This window comes from Clostridium sp. BNL1100, from assembly GCF_000244875.1.
Lineage (GTDB): Bacteria > Bacillota > Clostridia > Acetivibrionales > DSM-1351 > Ruminiclostridium.
The window spans coordinates 2,328,081-2,346,995 of sequence record NC_016791.1 but is presented as its reverse complement, the minus strand read 5'-3'; the positions used below and the strand labels follow the sequence as shown (position 1 = coordinate 2,346,995).

Annotated in this window: 17 protein-coding genes; 15 read left to right on the top strand and 2 right to left on the bottom strand. The window is 36.7% G+C overall.

Annotation, left to right across the window (positions count from 1 at the left end):
• Nucleotides 1–82: 82 nt before the first annotated feature.
• The 6 genes from CLO1100_RS09730 (at nucleotide 83) to CLO1100_RS09705 (ending at nucleotide 6,268) form a co-directional block, all read left to right on the top strand.
• Nucleotides 83–2,191 carry a polyribonucleotide nucleotidyltransferase gene (locus CLO1100_RS09730; RefSeq protein WP_014313584.1) on the top strand — a complete coding sequence of 703 codons (2,109 nt, stop codon included), beginning with the start codon at nucleotides 83–85 and terminating at the stop codon, nucleotides 2,189–2,191.
• A 97-nt stretch (nucleotides 2,192–2,288) separates the two neighbouring features.
• Nucleotides 2,289–3,524: a pitrilysin family protein gene (locus CLO1100_RS09725; RefSeq protein ID WP_014313583.1), complete on the top strand. Its 1,236-nt coding sequence runs from the start codon at nucleotides 2,289–2,291 to the stop codon at nucleotides 3,522–3,524.
• Nucleotides 3,525–3,687: 163 nt separating this feature from the next.
• Nucleotides 3,688–4,563 carry a dipicolinate synthase subunit DpsA gene (dpsA, locus tag CLO1100_RS09720; RefSeq protein ID WP_014313582.1) on the top strand — a complete coding sequence of 292 codons (876 nt, stop codon included), beginning with the start codon at nucleotides 3,688–3,690 and terminating at the stop codon, nucleotides 4,561–4,563.
• Nucleotides 4,564–4,565: 2 nt separating this feature from the next.
• Nucleotides 4,566–5,153 (top strand): dipicolinate synthase subunit B, encoded by a 588-nt coding sequence (locus tag CLO1100_RS09715; protein ID WP_014313581.1) that lies wholly within the window; start codon nucleotides 4,566–4,568, stop codon nucleotides 5,151–5,153.
• Between the two features lie 141 nt (nucleotides 5,154–5,294).
• Nucleotides 5,295–6,050 (top strand): ATP-dependent Clp protease proteolytic subunit, encoded by a 756-nt coding sequence (locus CLO1100_RS09710; protein ID WP_014313580.1) that lies wholly within the window; start codon nucleotides 5,295–5,297, stop codon nucleotides 6,048–6,050.
• A complete protein-coding gene (locus CLO1100_RS09705) occupies nucleotides 6,047–6,268 on the top strand; it encodes a YlzJ-like family protein (RefSeq protein WP_014313579.1) in 222 nt (73 codons plus the stop codon). Before CLO1100_RS09710 ends, CLO1100_RS09705 begins: the two co-directional genes overlap by 4 nt.
• Here the strand turns inward: CLO1100_RS09705 and CLO1100_RS09700 are convergent, their stop codons facing one another.
• A complete protein-coding gene (locus CLO1100_RS09700; RefSeq protein ID WP_014313578.1) occupies nucleotides 6,269–6,697 on the bottom strand; it encodes a PaaI family thioesterase in 429 nt (142 codons plus the stop codon).
• Between the two features lie 149 nt (nucleotides 6,698–6,846).
• Here CLO1100_RS09700 and CLO1100_RS09695 point away from each other — a divergent pair, with 149 nt between their 5' ends.
• The 7 genes from CLO1100_RS09695 to hfq all read left to right on the top strand — a co-directional run bounded on the left by CLO1100_RS09695 (nucleotide 6,847) and on the right by hfq (nucleotide 15,416).
• Entirely contained in the window at nucleotides 6,847–7,410 is a 564-nt protein-coding gene (locus CLO1100_RS09695) for a GNAT family N-acetyltransferase (protein ID WP_014313577.1), read from the top strand.
• Nucleotides 7,411–7,550: 140 nt separating this feature from the next.
• Nucleotides 7,551–8,921 carry a tRNA (N6-isopentenyl adenosine(37)-C2)-methylthiotransferase MiaB gene (gene miaB, locus CLO1100_RS09690; protein ID WP_347456372.1) on the top strand — a complete coding sequence of 457 codons (1,371 nt, stop codon included), beginning with the start codon at nucleotides 7,551–7,553 and terminating at the stop codon, nucleotides 8,919–8,921.
• A 45-nt stretch (nucleotides 8,922–8,966) separates the two neighbouring features.
• The gene (locus tag CLO1100_RS09685; RefSeq protein ID WP_014313575.1) at nucleotides 8,967–9,353 is read left to right on the top strand and encodes a YlbF family regulator; all 387 of its coding nucleotides are present in this window, start codon (nucleotides 8,967–8,969) and stop codon (nucleotides 9,351–9,353) included.
• 85 nt (nucleotides 9,354–9,438) lie between these two features.
• On the top strand, nucleotides 9,439–12,060 hold the full coding sequence (gene mutS / locus CLO1100_RS09680; protein WP_014313574.1) for a DNA mismatch repair protein MutS: 2,622 nt from the start codon (nucleotides 9,439–9,441) through the stop codon (nucleotides 12,058–12,060).
• Nucleotides 12,061–12,085: 25 nt separating this feature from the next.
• Nucleotides 12,086–14,083, top strand: a complete 1,998-nt coding sequence (mutL, locus tag CLO1100_RS09675) for a DNA mismatch repair endonuclease MutL (protein WP_014313573.1) — start codon at nucleotides 12,086–12,088, stop codon at nucleotides 14,081–14,083.
• 11 nt (nucleotides 14,084–14,094) lie between these two features.
• Complete coding sequence (gene miaA, locus CLO1100_RS09670) at nucleotides 14,095–15,021, top strand: tRNA (adenosine(37)-N6)-dimethylallyltransferase MiaA (protein WP_014313572.1); 927 nt, start codon at nucleotides 14,095–14,097, stop codon at nucleotides 15,019–15,021.
• A 152-nt stretch (nucleotides 15,022–15,173) separates the two neighbouring features.
• Nucleotides 15,174–15,416 (top strand): RNA chaperone Hfq, encoded by a 243-nt coding sequence (gene hfq, locus CLO1100_RS09665; RefSeq protein ID WP_004618053.1) that lies wholly within the window; start codon nucleotides 15,174–15,176, stop codon nucleotides 15,414–15,416.
• A 94-nt stretch (nucleotides 15,417–15,510) separates the two neighbouring features.
• Here hfq and lexA read toward each other — a convergent pair whose 3' ends face one another.
• On the bottom strand, nucleotides 15,511–16,158 hold the full coding sequence (lexA, locus tag CLO1100_RS09660) for a transcriptional repressor LexA (protein ID WP_014313571.1): 648 nt from the start codon (nucleotides 16,156–16,158) through the stop codon (nucleotides 15,511–15,513).
• A 218-nt stretch (nucleotides 16,159–16,376) separates the two neighbouring features.
• Here lexA and CLO1100_RS09655 point away from each other — a divergent pair, with 218 nt between their 5' ends.
• Entirely contained in the window at nucleotides 16,377–16,667 is a 291-nt protein-coding gene (locus CLO1100_RS09655; protein WP_014313570.1) for a LysM peptidoglycan-binding domain-containing protein, read from the top strand.
• Nucleotides 16,668–16,822: 155 nt separating this feature from the next.
• Entirely contained in the window at nucleotides 16,823–18,889 is a 2,067-nt protein-coding gene (locus tag CLO1100_RS09650; protein ID WP_014313569.1) for a hydrogenase 4 subunit B, read from the top strand.
• Nucleotides 18,890–18,915: the final 26 nt, after the last annotated feature.

Below are 18,915 nucleotides of genomic sequence, written 5' to 3'. Positions count from 1 at the left end.
ACTTTGACGTAGAATCTACATGCTACAGTCTATAGTTTTAAAATAGCATATGTAAAACTATTAAAAACTTAGGAGGACTTATATGTTTAAAACATTTAGCATGGAACTTGCAGGCAGAACACTAACAGTTGAAACAGGAAAACTTGCTCAATTGGCCAATGGGTCAGCGTTAATAAGATATGGAGATACTGTAATAATGTCTTCTGCAACCGCCTCAGCCGCACCAAGAGATGGAATTGATTTCTTCCCACTTAGTGTTGATTATGAAGAAAGATTATATGCAGTAGGAAAGATTCCCGGCGGATTTATCAAGAGAGAAGGAAAGCCTTCTGAAAAAGCAATATTGACTTCAAGAGTTATAGACAGACCTATCAGACCTCTTTTCCCTAAGGATTTGAGAAATGATGTAGCTGTTGTAAATACAGTAATGTCGGTGGAACAGGATAATTCACCTGAGATAGCTGCAATGATAGGCGCTTCCGTTGCAATAAGTATTTCGGATATTCCGTTTAACGGGCCTATCGGCGGAGTTGTTCTCGGTTTGATAGATGGCGAAGTAATTATAAACCCAAATGAAGAACAGCGTGCAAAAAGTAAGATGTACGTTACACTTGCCGGAACAAAGGAAAAGATAACAATGATTGAAGCAGGGGCAGACATAGTTCCTGACGATGTTATGTTGGATGCCATTAAAAAGGGTCACGAAGAGATAAAGAAGATTTGCGACTTTATTAATGGAATAGTAAAAGAGATTGGTAAACCCAAATTTACTTATGAATCAGCAGATGTTCCTGCGGACCTATTTGCAGCTGTTAAAGCATTTGCATACGATAAAATGCGTATTGCAGTTCTGGCAACGGACAAGCAGGATAGAGATGCCAAGGTTTCAGAATTAACAGAAGAAACTCAGGCAGCCTTGGCTGAACAATTTCCTGAAATGGAAAGCAAGATAAATGATGCTATATATAAGCTTGAAAAGAAAGTAGTACGTGAATATATATTAAAGGAAGGTAAGCGTGTTGACGGTAGACGTCTGGACGAGATAAGAGCTCTTTCCGCAGAAGTTGGTATACTGCCGAGAACACATGGCTCCGGTCTTTTCCAAAGAGGACAGACTCAGGTTCTTACTACTGTAACATTAGGTGCAATGGGTGATGTCCAGATGCTGGATGGAATTGATACCGAAGAAACCAAGAGATATATGCATCACTACAACTTCCCCGGATATAGTGTAGGTGAAGCAAAGACTTCAAGAGGTCCAGGAAGAAGAGAAATTGGACACGGTGCTTTGGCTGAAAGGTCACTTGTTCCTGTAATTCCATCAGAAACTGAATTCCCATATGCATTCAGGCTTGTATCAGAAGTATTGATGTCAAACGGTTCAACCTCACAGGGTAGCGTATGCGGTAGTACTTTGGCACTCATGGATGCCGGAGTTCCTATCAAGGCGCCTGTAGCCGGTATTTCAGCAGGTTTGGTTATAGATGAAGAGAACCCTGACAATTTTATAACCTTTATGGATATTCAGGGTATAGAAGACTTCTTTGGAGATATGGACTTTAAGGTTGCAGGAACTACAGAAGGTATTACTGCTATCCAGATGGATATAAAGGTTGACGGTCTTAATTATGAGATCATTCGTCAGGCATTTGAATTAACAAGAAAAGGTCGTTTGCAGATTATTAACGATGTAATGTTGAAGGCTATACCACAACCAAGAAAAGAGCTTTCAGAATATGCACCGAAAATAATAACTACCAATATAGATCCTGAAAAAATTCGTGATGTCATTGGACCAGGCGGAAAGATGATTAACAAGATAATCGCTGAAACAGGTGTAAAGATTGACATTGAAGAAGACGGCAGAGTATATATTTTAACACCTGACAGTGCAGCAGCACAAAAGGCTCTTAGAATAATACAGGGAATAGCAAAGGATATCGAACCGGGTGAGGTATACCTCGGTAAAGTTGTAAGAATAACAACTTTCGGTGCTTTTGTTGAAATATTACCGGGTAAAGACGGTTTGGTTCACATTTCAAAGCTTGATAAAAAGAGAGTTGAAAAAGTTGAAGATGTTGTTAATATCGGTGATGAAATTCTTGTAAAAGTTACTGAGATTGACAAGCAAGGAAGAATCAATTTGTCAAGAAAAGATGCTATGGCTGAGGAAAATACTACTGAAGAATAATAAATCCTTGGTTTTTTTTGGGCGTAGACTTTTGGTTTACGCCCAATTATGTATTTAAAAATTTTATGGCTTTAAAGATTATGCATCGGAGGACTAGATGTTCAAAAAAGTACAATTAAGTAACGGGTTGAGACTTGTATATGAAAAAATTCCATATGTTAGGTCAGTTTCAGTAGGTATCTGGGTTGGCACTGGTTCCAGAAATGAAACTTCAGAAAATAACGGTATATCCCATTTTATTGAGCATATGCTTTTTAAAGGTACTTCTAAAAGGTCGGCAAAGGATATTGCTGAATGTATAGATGCCATTGGTGGACAGATAAACGCATTTACCGGTAAAGAATGTACATGTTATTATACAAAAACACTGGATACTCATCTTGATATTGCCGTGGATGTGTTGTCTGACATGTTTTTTAACTCCTCATTTGCCAGTGATGATATTAACGTAGAAAAGCGTGTTGTAATTGAAGAAATAGGTATGTACGAGGATACTCCTGAGGAATTGGTGCATGATATTTTTTCAGAAATGGTTTGGGACGGAAATCCATTAGGGTATCCAATCCTCGGTACTGAAATGTGTATCAACAAGTTTGACAAAGATATGATATTAAAGTACATGAATGAATTTTATACACCTTATAACACAGTAATATCTGTTGCAGGTAATTTTGAGGAAGCAAAGCTTATTGAACTTGTTAATAAGTATTTTCAGGATTGGAAATTCGGAAAAACCTTCAGTAATAAATTTTCTTCTGCACAGTACAAGGTTAATAAAATTGTACGTGAAAAGGACACAGAACAGGTTCACTTATGTATGGGCTTTGAAGGTATTGAACACGGGAACGAAAAGCTATATTCCTTATTATCTCTAAATAACATACTGGGAGGCGGAATGAGTTCTCGCCTGTTTCAAAACATAAGAGAAAAAAGAGGACTTGTTTATTCCATTTATTCATACCCATCTACTTATCAGGGATCAGGTCTTTTTGTAATATATGCAGGAATGAATCCGGAGCACCTCCAGACAGTAATTGATTTAACAAAAACAGAATTGAATCTCATAATAAAAGATGGCATAACAAAGGATGAATTGGCTAAGACAAAAGAACAGCTAAAGGGCAATTACATTTTGGGGTTGGAAAGTACCAGCAGCAGGATGAACAGTATAGGAAAATCTGAACTTATGCTTGGTAAAATAAACACTCCAGAAGAAATACTGCAAAAAATTGACAGAGTCAATATGGACAGTGTTGATGAAATGATTAAAAGGGTCTTTGATTTTCAAAAAATGAGTATTTCAGCAGTTGGGAATATTAAAAACAAGATATAAAATTCAATAACAAAACGGACCGATGGCCTCAAACCATCGGTCTGTTTTGTTATGCTTAAATATCAGAATTAGTGTATTTGGTACAGGCACTCGGTATATGTTTGTTTCATAAGATATACTAGTCGTCATAATTAGTTTATTCTTCGGCTGTGGGGGAGGGCTTATGGTGAGCGGTAAAAGGTATAGCATAATAGGGGGAGATTTAAGAAGTGTAAAGTTGGCAGAATTAATTGCACAAGATGGTAATTCCGTTAATATATATGGTTTTACAACGGCAGGTTTTGAAATAAAACTGGAGCAAAGCAAAACATTAGCCGAGGCTGTAGTAGACTCAGATGTAATAATCGGACCCATACCTTGTTCAAATGATAACGAATTTATAAATGCTCCTTTTCATAATGAGAGTATTCATATGAATGAGTTATTTAAAGCAATGAATAAAAATCAACTTTTCCTCGCGGGAAGAATAGGTGATAAAATAGCCCACTTGGCGCAAGTATGTAATGTTTATACGGTCGACTTGCTAGAGAGAGAGGAAATGGCGGTTTTAAACGCAATACCCACCGCTGAGGGTGCTATTCAAATTGCAATGGAAGAAATGCCGATAACTTTACATAACTGCAATTCGCTGATTTTGGGATACGGAAGAATAGGCAAAATTCTTGCAAAGATGCTGCATGGTATAGGTTCCAATGTTTATGTAGAAGCACGTAAGTATGCTGATTTGGCTTGGATAAAGAGTTTAGGGTACAGTCCTGTTATACTGAGTAATTTATCTCAGGTTGTGAAAAATGCAGATGTTATCTTCAATACTATTCCATCCATGGTGCTTAATTATGAGCTTTTAAAATTATTGAATCCCGAATGTCTTATAATAGACCTTGCATCAAAGCCTGGAGGAGTTGATTTCAGCAGGGCTAAAGAACTTGGACTAAAAGCTATCTGGGCTCTATCACTTCCGGGAAAAGTTGCCCCTGTAACAGCAGCAGGATTTATTAAAGATACTACATATAACATTATTGAAGAGTTGGGGGTATAAACATGTTACTGGAAGGAATTAAAATCGGGTATGCATTAACAGGTTCCTTTTGTACCTTTAATAAAACAGTCCCGCAAATAGAAAATTTGATAAATGAGGGTGCCGAAGTTATTCCGATAATTTCACAAGCTGTTAATGATTTTGATACTCGTTTTGGAACTGCTGAAGACTTGAAAGCCAAATTAAAACAAATTACAGGAAAAACTCCGATAAGCACAATTATAGAAGCTGAGCCAATCGGACCTAAAGCGATATTGGATATACTTGTAATAGCCCCATGCACGGGAAATACAATTGCCAAAATTGCCAATGCTGTTACCGACAGCTCGGTTACAATGGCTTGCAAAGCACATCTGAGAAATGCAAGGCCCGTTGTAATTGCAATTTCAACCAACGATGGGTTGAGTGCAAATGCAAAAAATCTCGGTATACTGCTAAATACCAAAAACGTATACATGGTTCCGTTCGGTCAGGATGATCCCATAAAGAAATGTACTTCATTGGTTGCTGATTTCGATAAAATTGTACCTACTGTTGTTGAAGCTTTAAAAAACAATCAGATTCAGCCAATATTAATACATAAGAACTAAAATACAATTTTGCCAATTTTCGTCGGGATAATATAACCTGATTAAAGTTGGCAATTCTTATCTTCCTCCGAATTACGTATTTTTTCTAAAAATAAATAGATAATAAGAAGGACAAAATTTATAAAAACTGAGGTATAAACCGTGAATAATAAAAACTATCAAAATAATGAAGGGACAGAAACACAACCGGCAGAACAGAGTAAACAAGCTGCTGAACTTCAGCAGATAAAAGAGCTGGGAACACCTGAAATTCCTAAAGAAGAGAGTAATATTCACTGTCTCACAATTATAGGGCAGATAGAAGGACATATATTATTGCCACCACATAATAAAACTACAAAATATGAGCATATAATTCCCCAGTTGGTAGCCATTGAAGAAAGCAAACAGATAGAAGGTCTTCTCTTGGTTCTTAATACTGTGGGAGGTGATGTGGAAGCAGGACTTGCCATATCAGAGATGGTATCGAGTTTATCAAAACCGACGGTTTCACTGGTTCTGGGAGGTGGGCATAGTATTGGTGTCCCAATGGCAGTATCTGCAAACCACTCTTTTATTGCCAGTTCTGCAACGATGACAATACATCCTATCAGGATGAACGGGCTGGTGATAGGTGTACCGCAGACCTATGAATACTTTGATAAAATGCAGGAAAGAGTAGTAAATTTCGTGTGTTCCCATTCGAGGATAAAAAGAGAGAAATTTCGAGAACTTATGCTGAAAACCGGTGAACTGGCAAATGATGTCGGTACAGTACTGTTTGGAGAAGAAGCGACACAATCGGGCTTAATTGATCAGGTAGGTGGGTTATCTGACGCAATAAAGAAACTCAATGAGCTTATTGAAATCAGACGAAAGGAAAATTCTTTGCAGCAGCAGGGAGGGAGGCTTCAATGATTCTTTATACTATTTATGACCACAATGTGGTAATGGGAAGCAGCCCCAAGGATAATGCGGAAAATAGTCTTGACTATAGTGAAATGAATATTGACGGGGTACAAGTGCAAGTATCCCGTTATGGCAATTCCGATTATCAGGTTCAAAGAATAATAAGCACCAACCCCTACGACTATTTAAACCCAAGAATTCAACCCGGTACAATAATACCCAAATAATTACTTAATTTTCGTAAGTATTCCTGTGGCAAAATCTATTTTCAAGCCTTTTCTGTAGCCTGTTCCGCTGAATTTAGCTATAAGGGTGCCGTCTTCGTCAAATACATCTACATCGCATCCGCAGATTTTTTTCCCTGCGGATGTTTCTCTGGCCACAGCAGTAATTCTATTACCCTTAGGGGCTTTAAAATATGTAATATTAGAATTAATTCCTACAGTGGCTGATCCGTTAGAGTTCGTTGCCGCTGCAAAGGCAAAGTCCGCAAGAGTAAATATAACTCCACCTTGAACAACATCCAATCCGTTTAAATGTTTTTCAGATAAATCAAGACTCGTTTCGGCATAGCCCATTCCTACTTTAGTTAATTCAATTCCAACAAAATGAGCAAATCTGTCTTTTTCGAAAAATTTGATTATGTCTTTTTCCATACTTGTACTCCTCGCATTAGGAAATTTATTACAATTAATTATACAACAATAACTACAAAAGTAAATATTGCTTTTTAAACCAAGGTTAGTTGATACAACCAAACTACTTTGATACAATAGGGTGGAATTTATTTTTCTACGGAGAACATATGAGAACAATCAGGCTTGCAACGGTAGATGATGTAACGGCGATGAGCTATATTCATTCAATAACCTGGAAAACTGCATATAGGGATTTTATCACAAAGGAGTATCTTGATAATTTAACAGTTGAGGGTTGGATACCAATTTTTAAGAGAGAATTACTTGAAAATATACACGAAGCTGCCGTATTTGAACTGGATAACAGAATTACCGGCTGTATAACCTTTGGCAAAGGGCGAGTTGGTCAAACCTGTACCATGCCAAATTCAGATACTTCTGACAGTACCTATACAGGTAACTGTTATAACTGTAATTCAGGTGAGATAATTTCACTTTATGTCCTACCTGAATACTGGCAATCAAAACAAGGTTATGAGCTGACAAAGTATGCAGTTGAAAGACTTAAACAGCAAGGCTTTGAAGATTGCTATTTGTGGGTTATAAAGGATAACGAACGTGCAAAAGGATTCTACAGGAAATTCGGTTTCAAAAGTACAAATATGTTTACATCTGTTAACCTCGGCGGCAGAGATATTATAGAGGAAAAATACAATTATATATTTATTTAATAAAATTATGTTATAATAACTTTTGTATAAAAATATACATGGCTTATATCAATGGAGGAATTTATTTGAGCGAGGGCAAAAGAATTACCACAAAAGTATCTGCTGAAGAAATCAATCAGCAGTACAAATATATAGAAATAATGAAGCAATATAATCAGGGTATTATATCCAGTTTGGGAAAGCCTGTAAGGTACAATATTGAAACCTTTGGTTGCCAGATGAATGAAAACGATTCCGAGCGACTCTCCGGGATGCTTTCTGAAATGGGCTATTCCGAATGTTCAGAAAGAAAGGATAGCGATCTTATAATATTCAACACCTGCTGTGTTCGTGAAAACGCAGAACAAAAGGTATTTGGCCATCTTGGTGCTTTAAAGAAGCTAAAGGAGACAAACCCAAACCTTGTGATCGCCATATGCGGATGTATGATGCAGCAGAAGGAAGTTGTTGAGCATATTAAAAAGACATACAAACACGTAGACATAATATTTGGAACTCATAACCTGTATAAATTTCCGGAATTGCTTAATACGGCAATTACGACAAAAAGTACGGTTATTGATGTGTGGGATTCCACGGGGTCAATAGCAGAAAACATGCCCATATCAAGAAAAGATAATATAAAGGCATGGGTCACCGTAATGTATGGCTGCAACAATTTCTGTTCCTATTGTATTGTTCCGTATGTCAGGGGCAGGGAACGCAGCAGAAGCTTGGAAGAAATAAAAAATGAGGTTGAAAAACTGGCTGTAGACGGCTGTAAAGAAATAACCCTGTTAGGCCAGAATGTAAATTCATATGGTAAAGACCTTGAAGGAGACTTAACATTTGCAGGACTGCTAAGAGAATTGAACAAGATAAAGGGTATTGAGAGAATCAGGTTTATGACTTCTCATCCCAAGGACTTGTCGGATGAATTAATATATGCAATGAGGGATTGTGAGAAAGTATGTGAGCATTTGCATTTGCCGGTACAGGCAGGAAGTTCTAAAGTACTGGATGAAATGAACAGGAAGTACAATAAGGAGCAGTATCTTGAACTTATTGAAAAGGTTAAAAGCAACATTCCGGGTATTGCATTATCTACTGATATAATTGTTGGTTTTCCCGGCGAAACGGAAGAAGACTTCAATGAAACGCTTGATGTTGTTGCCAAAGCAAGGTTTGATATGGCTTATACCTTTCTTTATTCAAAGAGAACAGGTACGCCTGCTGCAAAAAATCCGGAGCAGGTACCTGAAAGTGTTAAAAAGCAAAGGTTCGACAAGCTTTTAGAGCTTCAAAATAAAATCAGTAAAGAAATAAATGATGAGCTTCTTGGCAAGGAAATGGAAGTATTGGTAGAGGGACTAAGCAAAAGCAGCAAAACCACCTACACAGGAAGGACCAGAGAAAATAAGATAGTAAATTTCAAAGGAAAACCTGATATGGTAGGAAAGCTTGTAAAAGTTGAAATAGATGAAATACAAACTTGGTCTCTATTAGGAAGAATTGCTGAAGATCAGGTTTGATTAATTTAAATAAATAATAAATATATAAATGGTGAGGTAATTAAAATGGACATTATAGAAAAAGCAAGAGAATTAGGGAAACTGCTGGCAAATTCCCCGGAGATGCAACAATATAACACTACAGAAGCTGCTATGAAATCTGATGATAAATCAGCAACACTCATGAGTGAATACAAACAGCTCCAGATAGAAATGGTTAAGCTTACAAAAGGTGGAGCTGAAACACAGGCAATAGAAGAAACAAAGGAAAAATTGCTTGCAAAACAGCTTGAAATCAATTCATACTCCGTTACTTTTGATTATCTGACAGCCAAGGCAAATCTTGAAGCTTTGATGAAGAAGGTAAATGATATTTTAATATACTCAATAACCGGAGAGTCAGAATGCTCAGATGATAAATGCAAGAGCTGCGGCGGGGGTTGCAGGGGCTAACACTCTTTATAAAAACAATTATATTAAATTTACCAATGTGCCTGATGGTTGTTTACATCAGGTACATTAATACATGGAGGATAAAATGGGAACTGTTACGCCAATGATGCAGCAGTACCTGGATATAAAGGAACAATATAAGGATTGTATTTTATTTTTTCGGCTGGGAGACTTCTATGAGATGTTTTTCTCAGATGCGGAGCTGGCGTCCAGGGAACTGGAGATTACACTAACCGGAAGGGATTGCGGTCTTGAGGAGCGTGCACCTATGTGCGGCGTTCCTTTTCACGCTGCCGATAATTATGTGGCCCGTTTGGTTTCAAAGGGGTACAAGGTTGCAATTTGCGAGCAGGTTGAAGACCCTGCACTGGCAAAGGGAATCGTTAAAAGGGATGTAATAAAGGTCGTTACACCCGGTACTGTTACCGATATTACTATGCTTGACGAAAGAAAAAATAATTATCTTATGTCTATTTATAAAAACGGTAATTTTTACGGCTTGGGGGCAGTAGACATAACAACAGGTGATTTCTATGCAACGAGAATAACCTGGGGCAACACAAGGGGGAAACTTTTTGATGAGATTGCAAAGTACCTTCCGTCTGAAATTATTGTTAATACCGAGTTAAATGGTGACAATGAGCTTACATCTGAAATAAAGCAAAAATTTAATACATATGTGTCAACCTTTGAAGAAACTTCTTTTGAGTATGGAAATGCAATTGATACCCTGAAAAATCAATTTGAAAACAAGGCGTTGAATATTCAGGAATATGACATTGCGGTTAATGCATCAGGAGCCCTTCTAAAATATCTGGAAAGTACTCAAAAAGTAAATTTGAGTCACATACAGAATTTTAATTCATACGCACTTGAAGAATACATGATTCTGGATGCTTCATCCCGTAGAAACCTTGAGCTTACGGAAACCATGCGTGAAAAGTCAAAGAAGGGTTCCCTTCTGTGGGTACTGGATAAAACCATGACCTCTATGGGGGGAAGGTTGCTTAGAAAATGGATTGAACAGCCATTAATAAATCACGGTGATATCTCTCTTCGTCTCAATGCTGTAGAAGAGCTTAAAAACAAGTTTATGGCAAGAGTAGAAGCAAGAGAGTTACTTAAAAGGGTATATGACATTGAAAGACTGATGGGAAAGGTAATACTGGGCAGTGTGAATTGCAGAGACTTGATAGCACTTAAAAATTCCATGTGTCAGATACCTTACATAAAAAACCTGCTTGACGGGTTTGAAACAGAGTATATAAAAAATTGCTATCACCAGCTGGATTCCCTTGAAGATGTTTGTAATCTTATAGATATATCAATAATTGACGACCCTCCTGTAACAATAAAAGAAGGGGGAATAATCAAAGACGGATACAATTCTGAAGTAGATAAGCTCAGGATGGCTTCAATACAGGGTAAGGACTGGATAGCGGCTCTCGAGGCTTCGGAACGTGAAAAAACAGGTATAAAAAACCTCAAGGTAGGTTTTAACAGGGTATTCGGCTATTATATCGAAGTAACTAAATCATATTTTTCCCTTGTACCTGAGGAATATATCAGAAAGCAGACACTTGCCAATTGTGAAAGGTATATAACCCCGGAGCTCAAAGAAATTGAGGACAATATTCTTGGAGCGGAAGAAAAGATAGTACAGTTGGAGTACAGCCTATTTGTTCAAATAAAGGACAAGATTGCAGAGCAATTATCAAGAATAAAGTCAACTGCAAGAGCTCTTGCAGAAATTGACGTACTGGCTTCGCTTGCGGAAGTAGCCGACAGGGAAGGATACTGTAAACCTGATGTTTCTGTTTCTGACAAGATAGAAATAGTAGACGGAAGACACCCTGTGGTAGAAAAAATGACTGACAAAAGCGGATTTGTTCCAAATGATACTGTCCTTGACATGGAAGAGGACAGACTTGCTATAATAACAGGCCCTAACATGGCAGGTAAATCAACGTACATGAGGCAAACTGCACTTATTGTTTTGATGGCTCAAATAGGAAGCTTTGTCCCGGCTGCTTCTGCAAAAATCGGTTTGGTGGACAGGATTTTTACAAGAGTAGGGGCTTCTGATGACCTGGCATCGGGACAAAGTACTTTTATGGTTGAGATGTCAGAGGTAGCAAATATATTAATTAATGCAACAAAAAGAAGTCTTCTTGTTCTTGATGAGATAGGCAGGGGAACAAGCACCTTTGACGGATTAAGTATTGCATGGGCTGTAATTGAGTACATTGTAAGCAAGGAGCAGCTAGGCTGCAGAACACTGTTTGCAACTCATTACCATGAATTAACCGAGCTTGAAGGAAAGCTGCCCGGCATTAAGAACTACTGTATAACAGTCAAGGAAAAGGGAGACGATGTAATATTCCTCAGAAAAATAATCCGAGGCGGTGCTGACGGAAGCTATGGTATACAGGTGGCAAAGCTTGCCGGAGTACCGCATGCCGTTATTGACAGGGCAAAAGAAATATTGGCAAACTTGGATGATGCTGATATAAACAGGAACGGAAAAGTACGAAGATTAAAGAAACAGGTTGACGGACAGTTGGATTTGTTTGCACAAGCTGCAAAAGCATCTGCTGATGCCGAAATACTTGAGGAGATAAGAAAAATTGATATATCAAGACTAACTCCCATTGATGCAATGAACATATTATATGAGCTTCAAAGGAAAATGAACAACCGGGAATAGTTATTGATATGATATGGGGTGAATTATGGGACGCATAATTGTACTGGATGAAAATACTTCAAATAAAATAGCGGCCGGGGAAGTTGTCGAAAAGCCTGCTTCAGTTGTAAAGGAATTAGTGGAGAACTCTATTGATGCCGGTGCAACCAGCATCTCAGTAGATATAAAGAATGGTGGCATATCCTATATAAAGATTACTGATAACGGAAGTGGCATGGATGAGGACGATGTAGAAATTGCTTTCGAGCGTCATGCCACAAGTAAAATTAAAAGGGCAGAGGATCTTGATTCCGTTATAACAATGGGTTTCAGGGGGGAAGCTCTGGCAAGTATAGCCTCAGTTGCGTCTGTTGAACTTATGACAAAGACAGCTGCAAGTACATACGGAATGTACGTACACATAAAAGGTGGAGTTTTCCAAGATGTAAGGCAGACAGGATGTCCTGTCGGGACAACCTTTATTATTAAAGATTTGTTTTTCAACACTCCGGCACGTTACAAGTTTTTGAAGAAGGATTCTACAGAAGCGGGTTATATTTCTGATACAATATCGAGAATAGCTTTGGGTAATCCGGATATTTCTTTTAAACTGACAAACGGAAAAACAACATTAATTCATACCCCGGGAAATAATGACCTAAAAAGTGTAATTTACAGTATATACGGAAAAGAAATTATAAAAGATCTTGTTGCGGTAGAATACGCAGATGAAAAGATAAAGATAAGCGGGTATGTAGGGAAACCTGAAGCTGCCAGATCCAACAGAAACTATCAGTCCCTTTATATAAATAAAAGATACGTAAAAAGTAAACTGGTATCATATTCTGTTGAACAAGCTTTTTCAAGCATACTTATGAAAAACAGGTTTCCTTTTTTTGTATTGAATATTGATATAAACCCTGTATTGGTAGATGCTAACGTACATCCTGCAAAAACCGAGGTACGGTTCGCTGACGAAAGCTATTTGTCCAGAACCATATATATAGCTGTTTCAAATGCACTTACTACAGGTGGAAGCCTATTTAATCCTGTATCGGTCCCGAATAAAGATAGAGAGCTGTTTAAGTTTTCAGGTAATTCTGAACCTAAAATGGAATATGTTCAAAAGGAAATTGAATTAAACAAAAAGCAGGATGACAATAAAAAAGCGGATGAAATACGGTTATTTACAAAAGCTCTGGAACCATTAGCAAAGACTGATGTACATAAAATAAGTACATTCACGGAAAAGCCGCAGACAGATACGTCCTCTCTTACCTTTACAAAGCCTGAAGAATATAACGTAAGGCAACCACAGTCTGTGACAGTTGAGAAGAAACAGGAAAATTCTGATGAGCTTAACAATAATTCTGATGTAATCAAAGAGGCTGATTTCTCTGAGGATGTTGAAGATGTTTTAATTGAAGATGACAGGTCAGTAAGAACAGAAAAGGTACATCCTGAGCTTGCCGATATGAAATACATAGGTCAGGCCTTTTCTACATATATTCTTTTACAGAGTAATGATGAGCTTGTAATGGTAGATCAACATGCAGCACATGAGCGAATAATATACGAAAAGCTCAGAACAAAGTATGATTCTCAGGAAAACACAACTCAGTTATTGCTGGAGCCCGTAGTCATTCAACTTCAGCCATTTGAACTGGATGCAATAAAAACAAAGCATGAACTTTTGAATGGTATAGGATTCGTTTTTGAGGATTTTGGAAACAATTCCATTATTATTAGAGGAATTCCGTATATGGTAGGTGACTGCTCGCCAAGAGATATATTTATAGAGTTGACACAAAAGCTTCAGGAATCAATAAAACCTGTCAGCACACCTTTAGCTGATGAGATAATTCATACTATTGCGTGCAAGGCTGCTATAAAGGCAAATAAAAAACTTGATGAAAAAGAAGTACATCAGCTGTTGACTGAACTCTCCAATACAGGGCGACGGTATACCTGTCCTCACGGACGTCCTACCGTAATACGTCTGACAAAGTATGAAATAGAAAAAATGTTTAAAAGAATTGTTTAGAAAGGGAACTTATGAACCGAGTTATAGTAATAGTTGGCCCTACTGCATCAGGAAAAACAAATTTATCAATTGAGCTTGCAAAAAGAATGAATGGAGAAATTATTTCTGCTGATTCCATGCAGATTTACAAATATATGGATATTGGAACTGCAAAACCAACCAAGGAAGAAATGCAGGGTATAAAACATTATCTTATTGATGAAGTACTTCCCAATGGGGACTTTAATGTTGTAAGGTTTAAGGAACTGGCCGAAAAATATATAGACATCATTCTTGAAAAGGGTAAGCAGCCAATTGTAGCAGGGGGCACAGGACTTTATACCAGTTCTTTGATAAACAATATTAACTTTAGTGAAAGTGAAAGCGACTGGGAACTTAGAGAAACTTTAAAAAAAGAGACAGAAGAATTAGGTCCTGAGCATCTCCATAAAAAGTTACAGGAAGTTGACCCGGATTCAGCTATGAATATTCACCCCAATAACATAAAAAGAGTAATAAGAGCTTTGGAAGTGTACTATCAGACACAAAAGCCTATTTCTTATCATAATGAGATATCAAGGAGTATACCTCCCAGATACCAATTTGTTCTTGTAGGTTTGAATATGGACAGGCAGGTTTTATATGAACGAATAAATAAAAGAGTGGACATTATGATACAAAATGGTCTTGTAGATGAAGTAAAAAGGCTTGTAGACCTTGGTTATGCCGATAGCATAATTTCCATGCAGGGCATTGGATATAAAGAAATACTGGAATTTTTGAGAAATAATATAACACTTGAGCAGGCAATCGAAAACATAAAACAGGGAACCAGAAGATATGCAAAAAGACAGATTACATGGTTTAAGAGAATTAACGGAATTAAATGGTTTAATATAGATAATTCTGGAAATAATATAAATGTAATAAATGAGATTTTTGAATACGTAAAAGGCTAAAAACCTTGGTAGAACTATATTCTTGTTGCATGAAATGGCATTATCTAGTAAAATAAAAAAGAGTGGTTTTAGTATATCAAATTTAAGTTAAGCCCGATTTTTGTGGGGATAGCTTATGGATAAATATATATATAACAAAGGAGTGAATTACTTTGGTAAAGAATACTATTAATTTGCAGGACATTTTTTTGAATCAGGTAAGAAAGGAACACATTGCTGTTACTATCTATCTTACAAATGGGTTTCAATTAAAGGGTATGGTTAAGGGGTTTGATAATTTCACTGTGGTTCTTGACAGTGACGGAAAGCAGCAGTTAGTATACAAGCATGCAATTTCCACTATAAGTCCAATGAAATCGGTGAATCTTATTTTTAATGAGCAGGGAAAAGAATAATACTACATATTAAAAATATGTAAATAATAAAACGCAAGAGGATCACAAAAATTTGTCCTTTTGCGTTTTTTATTTGTTATGTAAAGAATTATAGCTACATTCGTCTGAATACACCAATTACTTTTCCTAGAATTGACAAATCATCTTTTACAATAATTGGTTCCATACTGCTGTTCTGCGGTTGAAGCCTTATGTAGTCTTTTTCACGATAAAAGGTTTTACAAGTGGCCTCATCGCCAATCAAGGCTACAACAATGTCTCCATTATTGGCAGAAGACTGCTGTCTTACAAGTACAAAGTCCTTGTCAAGTATTCCTGCTTCTACCATACTCTCACCTTGAATTCTGAGCATAAATGCATCGCTGTTTTGTACGAAATCTACAGGGAGGGGAAAAGTATCCGTAATGTTTTCAACGGCAAGAATAGGCTGGCCTGCAGTAACTCTTCCCACAACCGGAACATCCACCATTTCACGGGACGTATAATACCCATCTTTACTGGTACGGCTTTCTTTAACCTGGTTTGTTTTATTTAAAATTTTGATTGCTCTTGGTTTAGTAGGATCCTTTTGAAGAAGTCCGCTATCAATAAGCTTTTGCAGATAGGAATGTACCGTAGAAGTTGACTTAAAACCTACCGCTGAACATATTTCCCTTACAGAAGGCGGATAACCATTTTCATGAACACATTTATAAACATAATCAAGAATTTCCTGTTGTTTGTTAGAATTCTTTTTTGCCATAAAGACCTCCCTGAGCTTATGCTCATATTTTTATGTAATAAAAGTCTTAATAGTCGTATTATCCAAAAAGTGCAGTTATTACTGCTATAGTATAACACATACAAACCAGGAAATCAAACTAATGTTCGGATGTTTTTCCAAAAACTATTGACAAAAGAACACACGTTCCTTAGAATATAAGTATAAAGAACGTATGTTTGCTATTGAGGAGGGTTAATATGGCAAGAAAAAAATATGTTTTAAAAAATAAGAAGAGATTTTTAAGTTTTTTGTTCTTTACTCTATTTATTACATTTACTTTGATTTATACAGTCACAGTGGCAGGTTTTACTGATAAACAATACATTACGGTTACGGTAGGAAAGGGTGATTCCTTATGGTCTATAGCCTCGAAGTACGGTGGTAATACTGATATCAGAAAGAAGATATATTTAATAAAAAAGATAAATCATATGAATTCAAGTGATTTAAGTGAGAACGTATCTCTACTGGTACCGGTCGACAAATAAATATATAATGAAATAATTTTTGATTTGATAAATAAAAAAATATCATTTTCAAACAAAGAATCGTGCTTATTTGACATTTAAAATTCATGGTAGTATTATATAACCTGTGTTTATTAAGTCTTTATAATAAGGGGTTCTTTGGAGGTTTGTGGTTCATGTCGTCAAATCAAATAGCAGTGTTCTTCATAGTAAGTGTAATTTTGTATATAACCGGAGCATTGACATCTCTAGCATCATTCTCAAGTTCAAAGTGGTCCAACAGATTGTCAAATACCTTTGCACTTTTAGCAAGTAGCTTAATTACATTCTTAATGATTTACAAGTTGATATATTCCAGAGACGTATCAATAAATATAAATTTTAATACAAATATTCCTTTTTTAACTATAAAATTTAATATTGATAATCTATCTGCATTTTTTATAATGATTATTTCAATAATAGCACTTATTGTTTCGTTATTCTCATATACATATATGTCCCACTACTTTTCCAAAAAAAATATATTTATTTTCGGTTGTTTGTACAACCTGTTTATTGTTTCAATGGTTCTTTTGGTCTCAAGCAGTAACCTGCTGCTTTTCTTGGTTTTTTGGGAGTTGATGTCTCTTGTTTCTTTTTTTCTCGTTATATTTGAGCATGAAAAAGAGGATGTTCAGAAAGCCGGCAGGATATACATTATAATGACTTATACCGGAACAGCTTGTATTACGGCAGCCTTTGTTTTGATTGCAGCGTATACAGGCAGTTTTAATTTTACATCAATTAATTTACAATCCATACCTCAAGGTGCTGCTAATATCATTTTTCTTCTATTATTAATTGGGTTTGGAACCAAAGCAGGTATTATTCCTGTTCATATCTGGTTGCCATATGCCCACCCGGTGGCTCCAAGCAATATATCAGCTTTGATGTCGGGAGTCATGATAAAGATGGCTGTTTATGGCCTTATAAGATTTATTTTTAACATTCTTCCTGTTGGAGATTTGTGGTGGGGAGTAGTAGTCCTTTGCACAGGTATTGCTTCAGCATTAATCGGAATTACATATTCTATCGCTTCTACCACAAATATTAAAAGGTTATTGGCATATTCCAGCATAGAAAATATGGGGATTATTTTGGCAGGTCTTGGAATAATGCTTATTGCAAGAGCTTCGGGTAATTATTTTCTGCTCTCGCTGTCCTTAATGGCAACACTTCTGCATACATTGAATCACGCAGTTTTCAAATCACTGCTTTTCATGGGTGCAGGTGCAGTTCAATATTCAGCGCATACCAAAAATATGGAGAAACTGGGCGGGTTAATAAAAAAAATGCCTATAGCCTCAGTGTTTATTTTCATAGGTTGCCTTTCTATTTCTGCAGTACCGCCCTTTAACGGCTTCATAAGCGAATATATGATTTTTAGGACGATTATTAGCAGTATCAGCCATTTTGCACCATCCCAAAGCTTCCTGCTGGTTGTAGTCCTAATGGTTGCTGCAGCTGCACTTGCTTTAACCGGGGCTTTGGTTGCATTCTGTTTTGTTAAATTTTTCGGTATTAGCTTTTTGGGAATGCCAAGAAGTAAAGAGGCTGAAAATGCCAGGGAACCGGGAAAGCCTATGCTTGTGGCACTTGCATCAGCAGCAGTGCTCTGTCTGTTGCTTGGTATTTTCCCCAATTATGCCATAAGACTTCTAGACAGTGTTGGCAGCCAATTGATTGATATAGAGATGTTAGCAACAGACTGGTCGCTATTGTCACCCCGGTATTACCCGGTGGATAACAACAGTTTAAGCATATCTACGGGTCTTATTGCTATTTTGCTGGTAGTATTGGGAGCTTTGTTATTATTAGTGATAATGGCACTAAGAAAAAGAACCTCCGTTGAACGTTATAATACGTGGGATTGCGGATTTACAAAACTAAATTCTAAAATGCAGTATTCTGCTACAGGATTTTCTAAATCTTTGAGAATTATATTCAGAGGATTATTTAAACCTACAAGGGACTTAGAAATAACAGAAGGAATTGCACCTTATCATATTAAAGCGGGCATATATACAACATCTACAGTGAAATTTTTTGAAAAATACCTATATCAACCTGTTGTCAGAACTATAATTTATTTTTCAAGGAAAATCCGTTTTACTGTTCAGACAGGGAGTATACATGCCTATTTAATGTATTTCTTTGGGATTATGGTGCTTATGCTTTTATACTATTCATTTACGGCATGATTATAAAAATTTATCAACAATAAAAA

Coding starts and splice junctions, on each gene's coding strand:
- miaA (WP_014313572.1), top strand. CDS start 14,095: ATGAACCGAGTTATAGTAATAGTTGGCCCTACTGCATCAGGAAAAACA.
- lexA (WP_014313571.1), bottom strand. CDS start 16,158: ATGGCAAAAAAGAATTCTAACAAACAACAGGAAATTCTTGATTATGTT.
- CLO1100_RS09700 (WP_014313578.1), bottom strand. CDS start 6,697: ATGGAAAAAGACATAATCAAATTTTTCGAAAAAGACAGATTTGCTCAT.
- mutL (WP_014313573.1), top strand. CDS start 12,086: ATGGGACGCATAATTGTACTGGATGAAAATACTTCAAATAAAATAGCG.
- CLO1100_RS09650 (WP_014313569.1), top strand. CDS start 16,823: ATGTCGTCAAATCAAATAGCAGTGTTCTTCATAGTAAGTGTAATTTTG.
- CLO1100_RS09715 (WP_014313581.1), top strand. CDS start 4,566: ATGTTACTGGAAGGAATTAAAATCGGGTATGCATTAACAGGTTCCTTT.
- CLO1100_RS09695 (WP_014313577.1), top strand. CDS start 6,847: ATGAGAACAATCAGGCTTGCAACGGTAGATGATGTAACGGCGATGAGC.
- CLO1100_RS09655 (WP_014313570.1), top strand. CDS start 16,377: ATGGCAAGAAAAAAATATGTTTTAAAAAATAAGAAGAGATTTTTAAGT.
- CLO1100_RS09685 (WP_014313575.1), top strand. CDS start 8,967: ATGGACATTATAGAAAAAGCAAGAGAATTAGGGAAACTGCTGGCAAAT.
- mutS (WP_014313574.1), top strand. CDS start 9,439: ATGGGAACTGTTACGCCAATGATGCAGCAGTACCTGGATATAAAGGAA.
- CLO1100_RS09705 (WP_014313579.1), top strand. CDS start 6,047: ATGATTCTTTATACTATTTATGACCACAATGTGGTAATGGGAAGCAGC.
- dpsA (WP_014313582.1), top strand. CDS start 3,688: ATGGTGAGCGGTAAAAGGTATAGCATAATAGGGGGAGATTTAAGAAGT.
- CLO1100_RS09730 (WP_014313584.1), top strand. CDS start 83: ATGTTTAAAACATTTAGCATGGAACTTGCAGGCAGAACACTAACAGTT.
- miaB (WP_347456372.1), top strand. CDS start 7,551: ATGAAGCAATATAATCAGGGTATTATATCCAGTTTGGGAAAGCCTGTA.
- CLO1100_RS09725 (WP_014313583.1), top strand. CDS start 2,289: ATGTTCAAAAAAGTACAATTAAGTAACGGGTTGAGACTTGTATATGAA.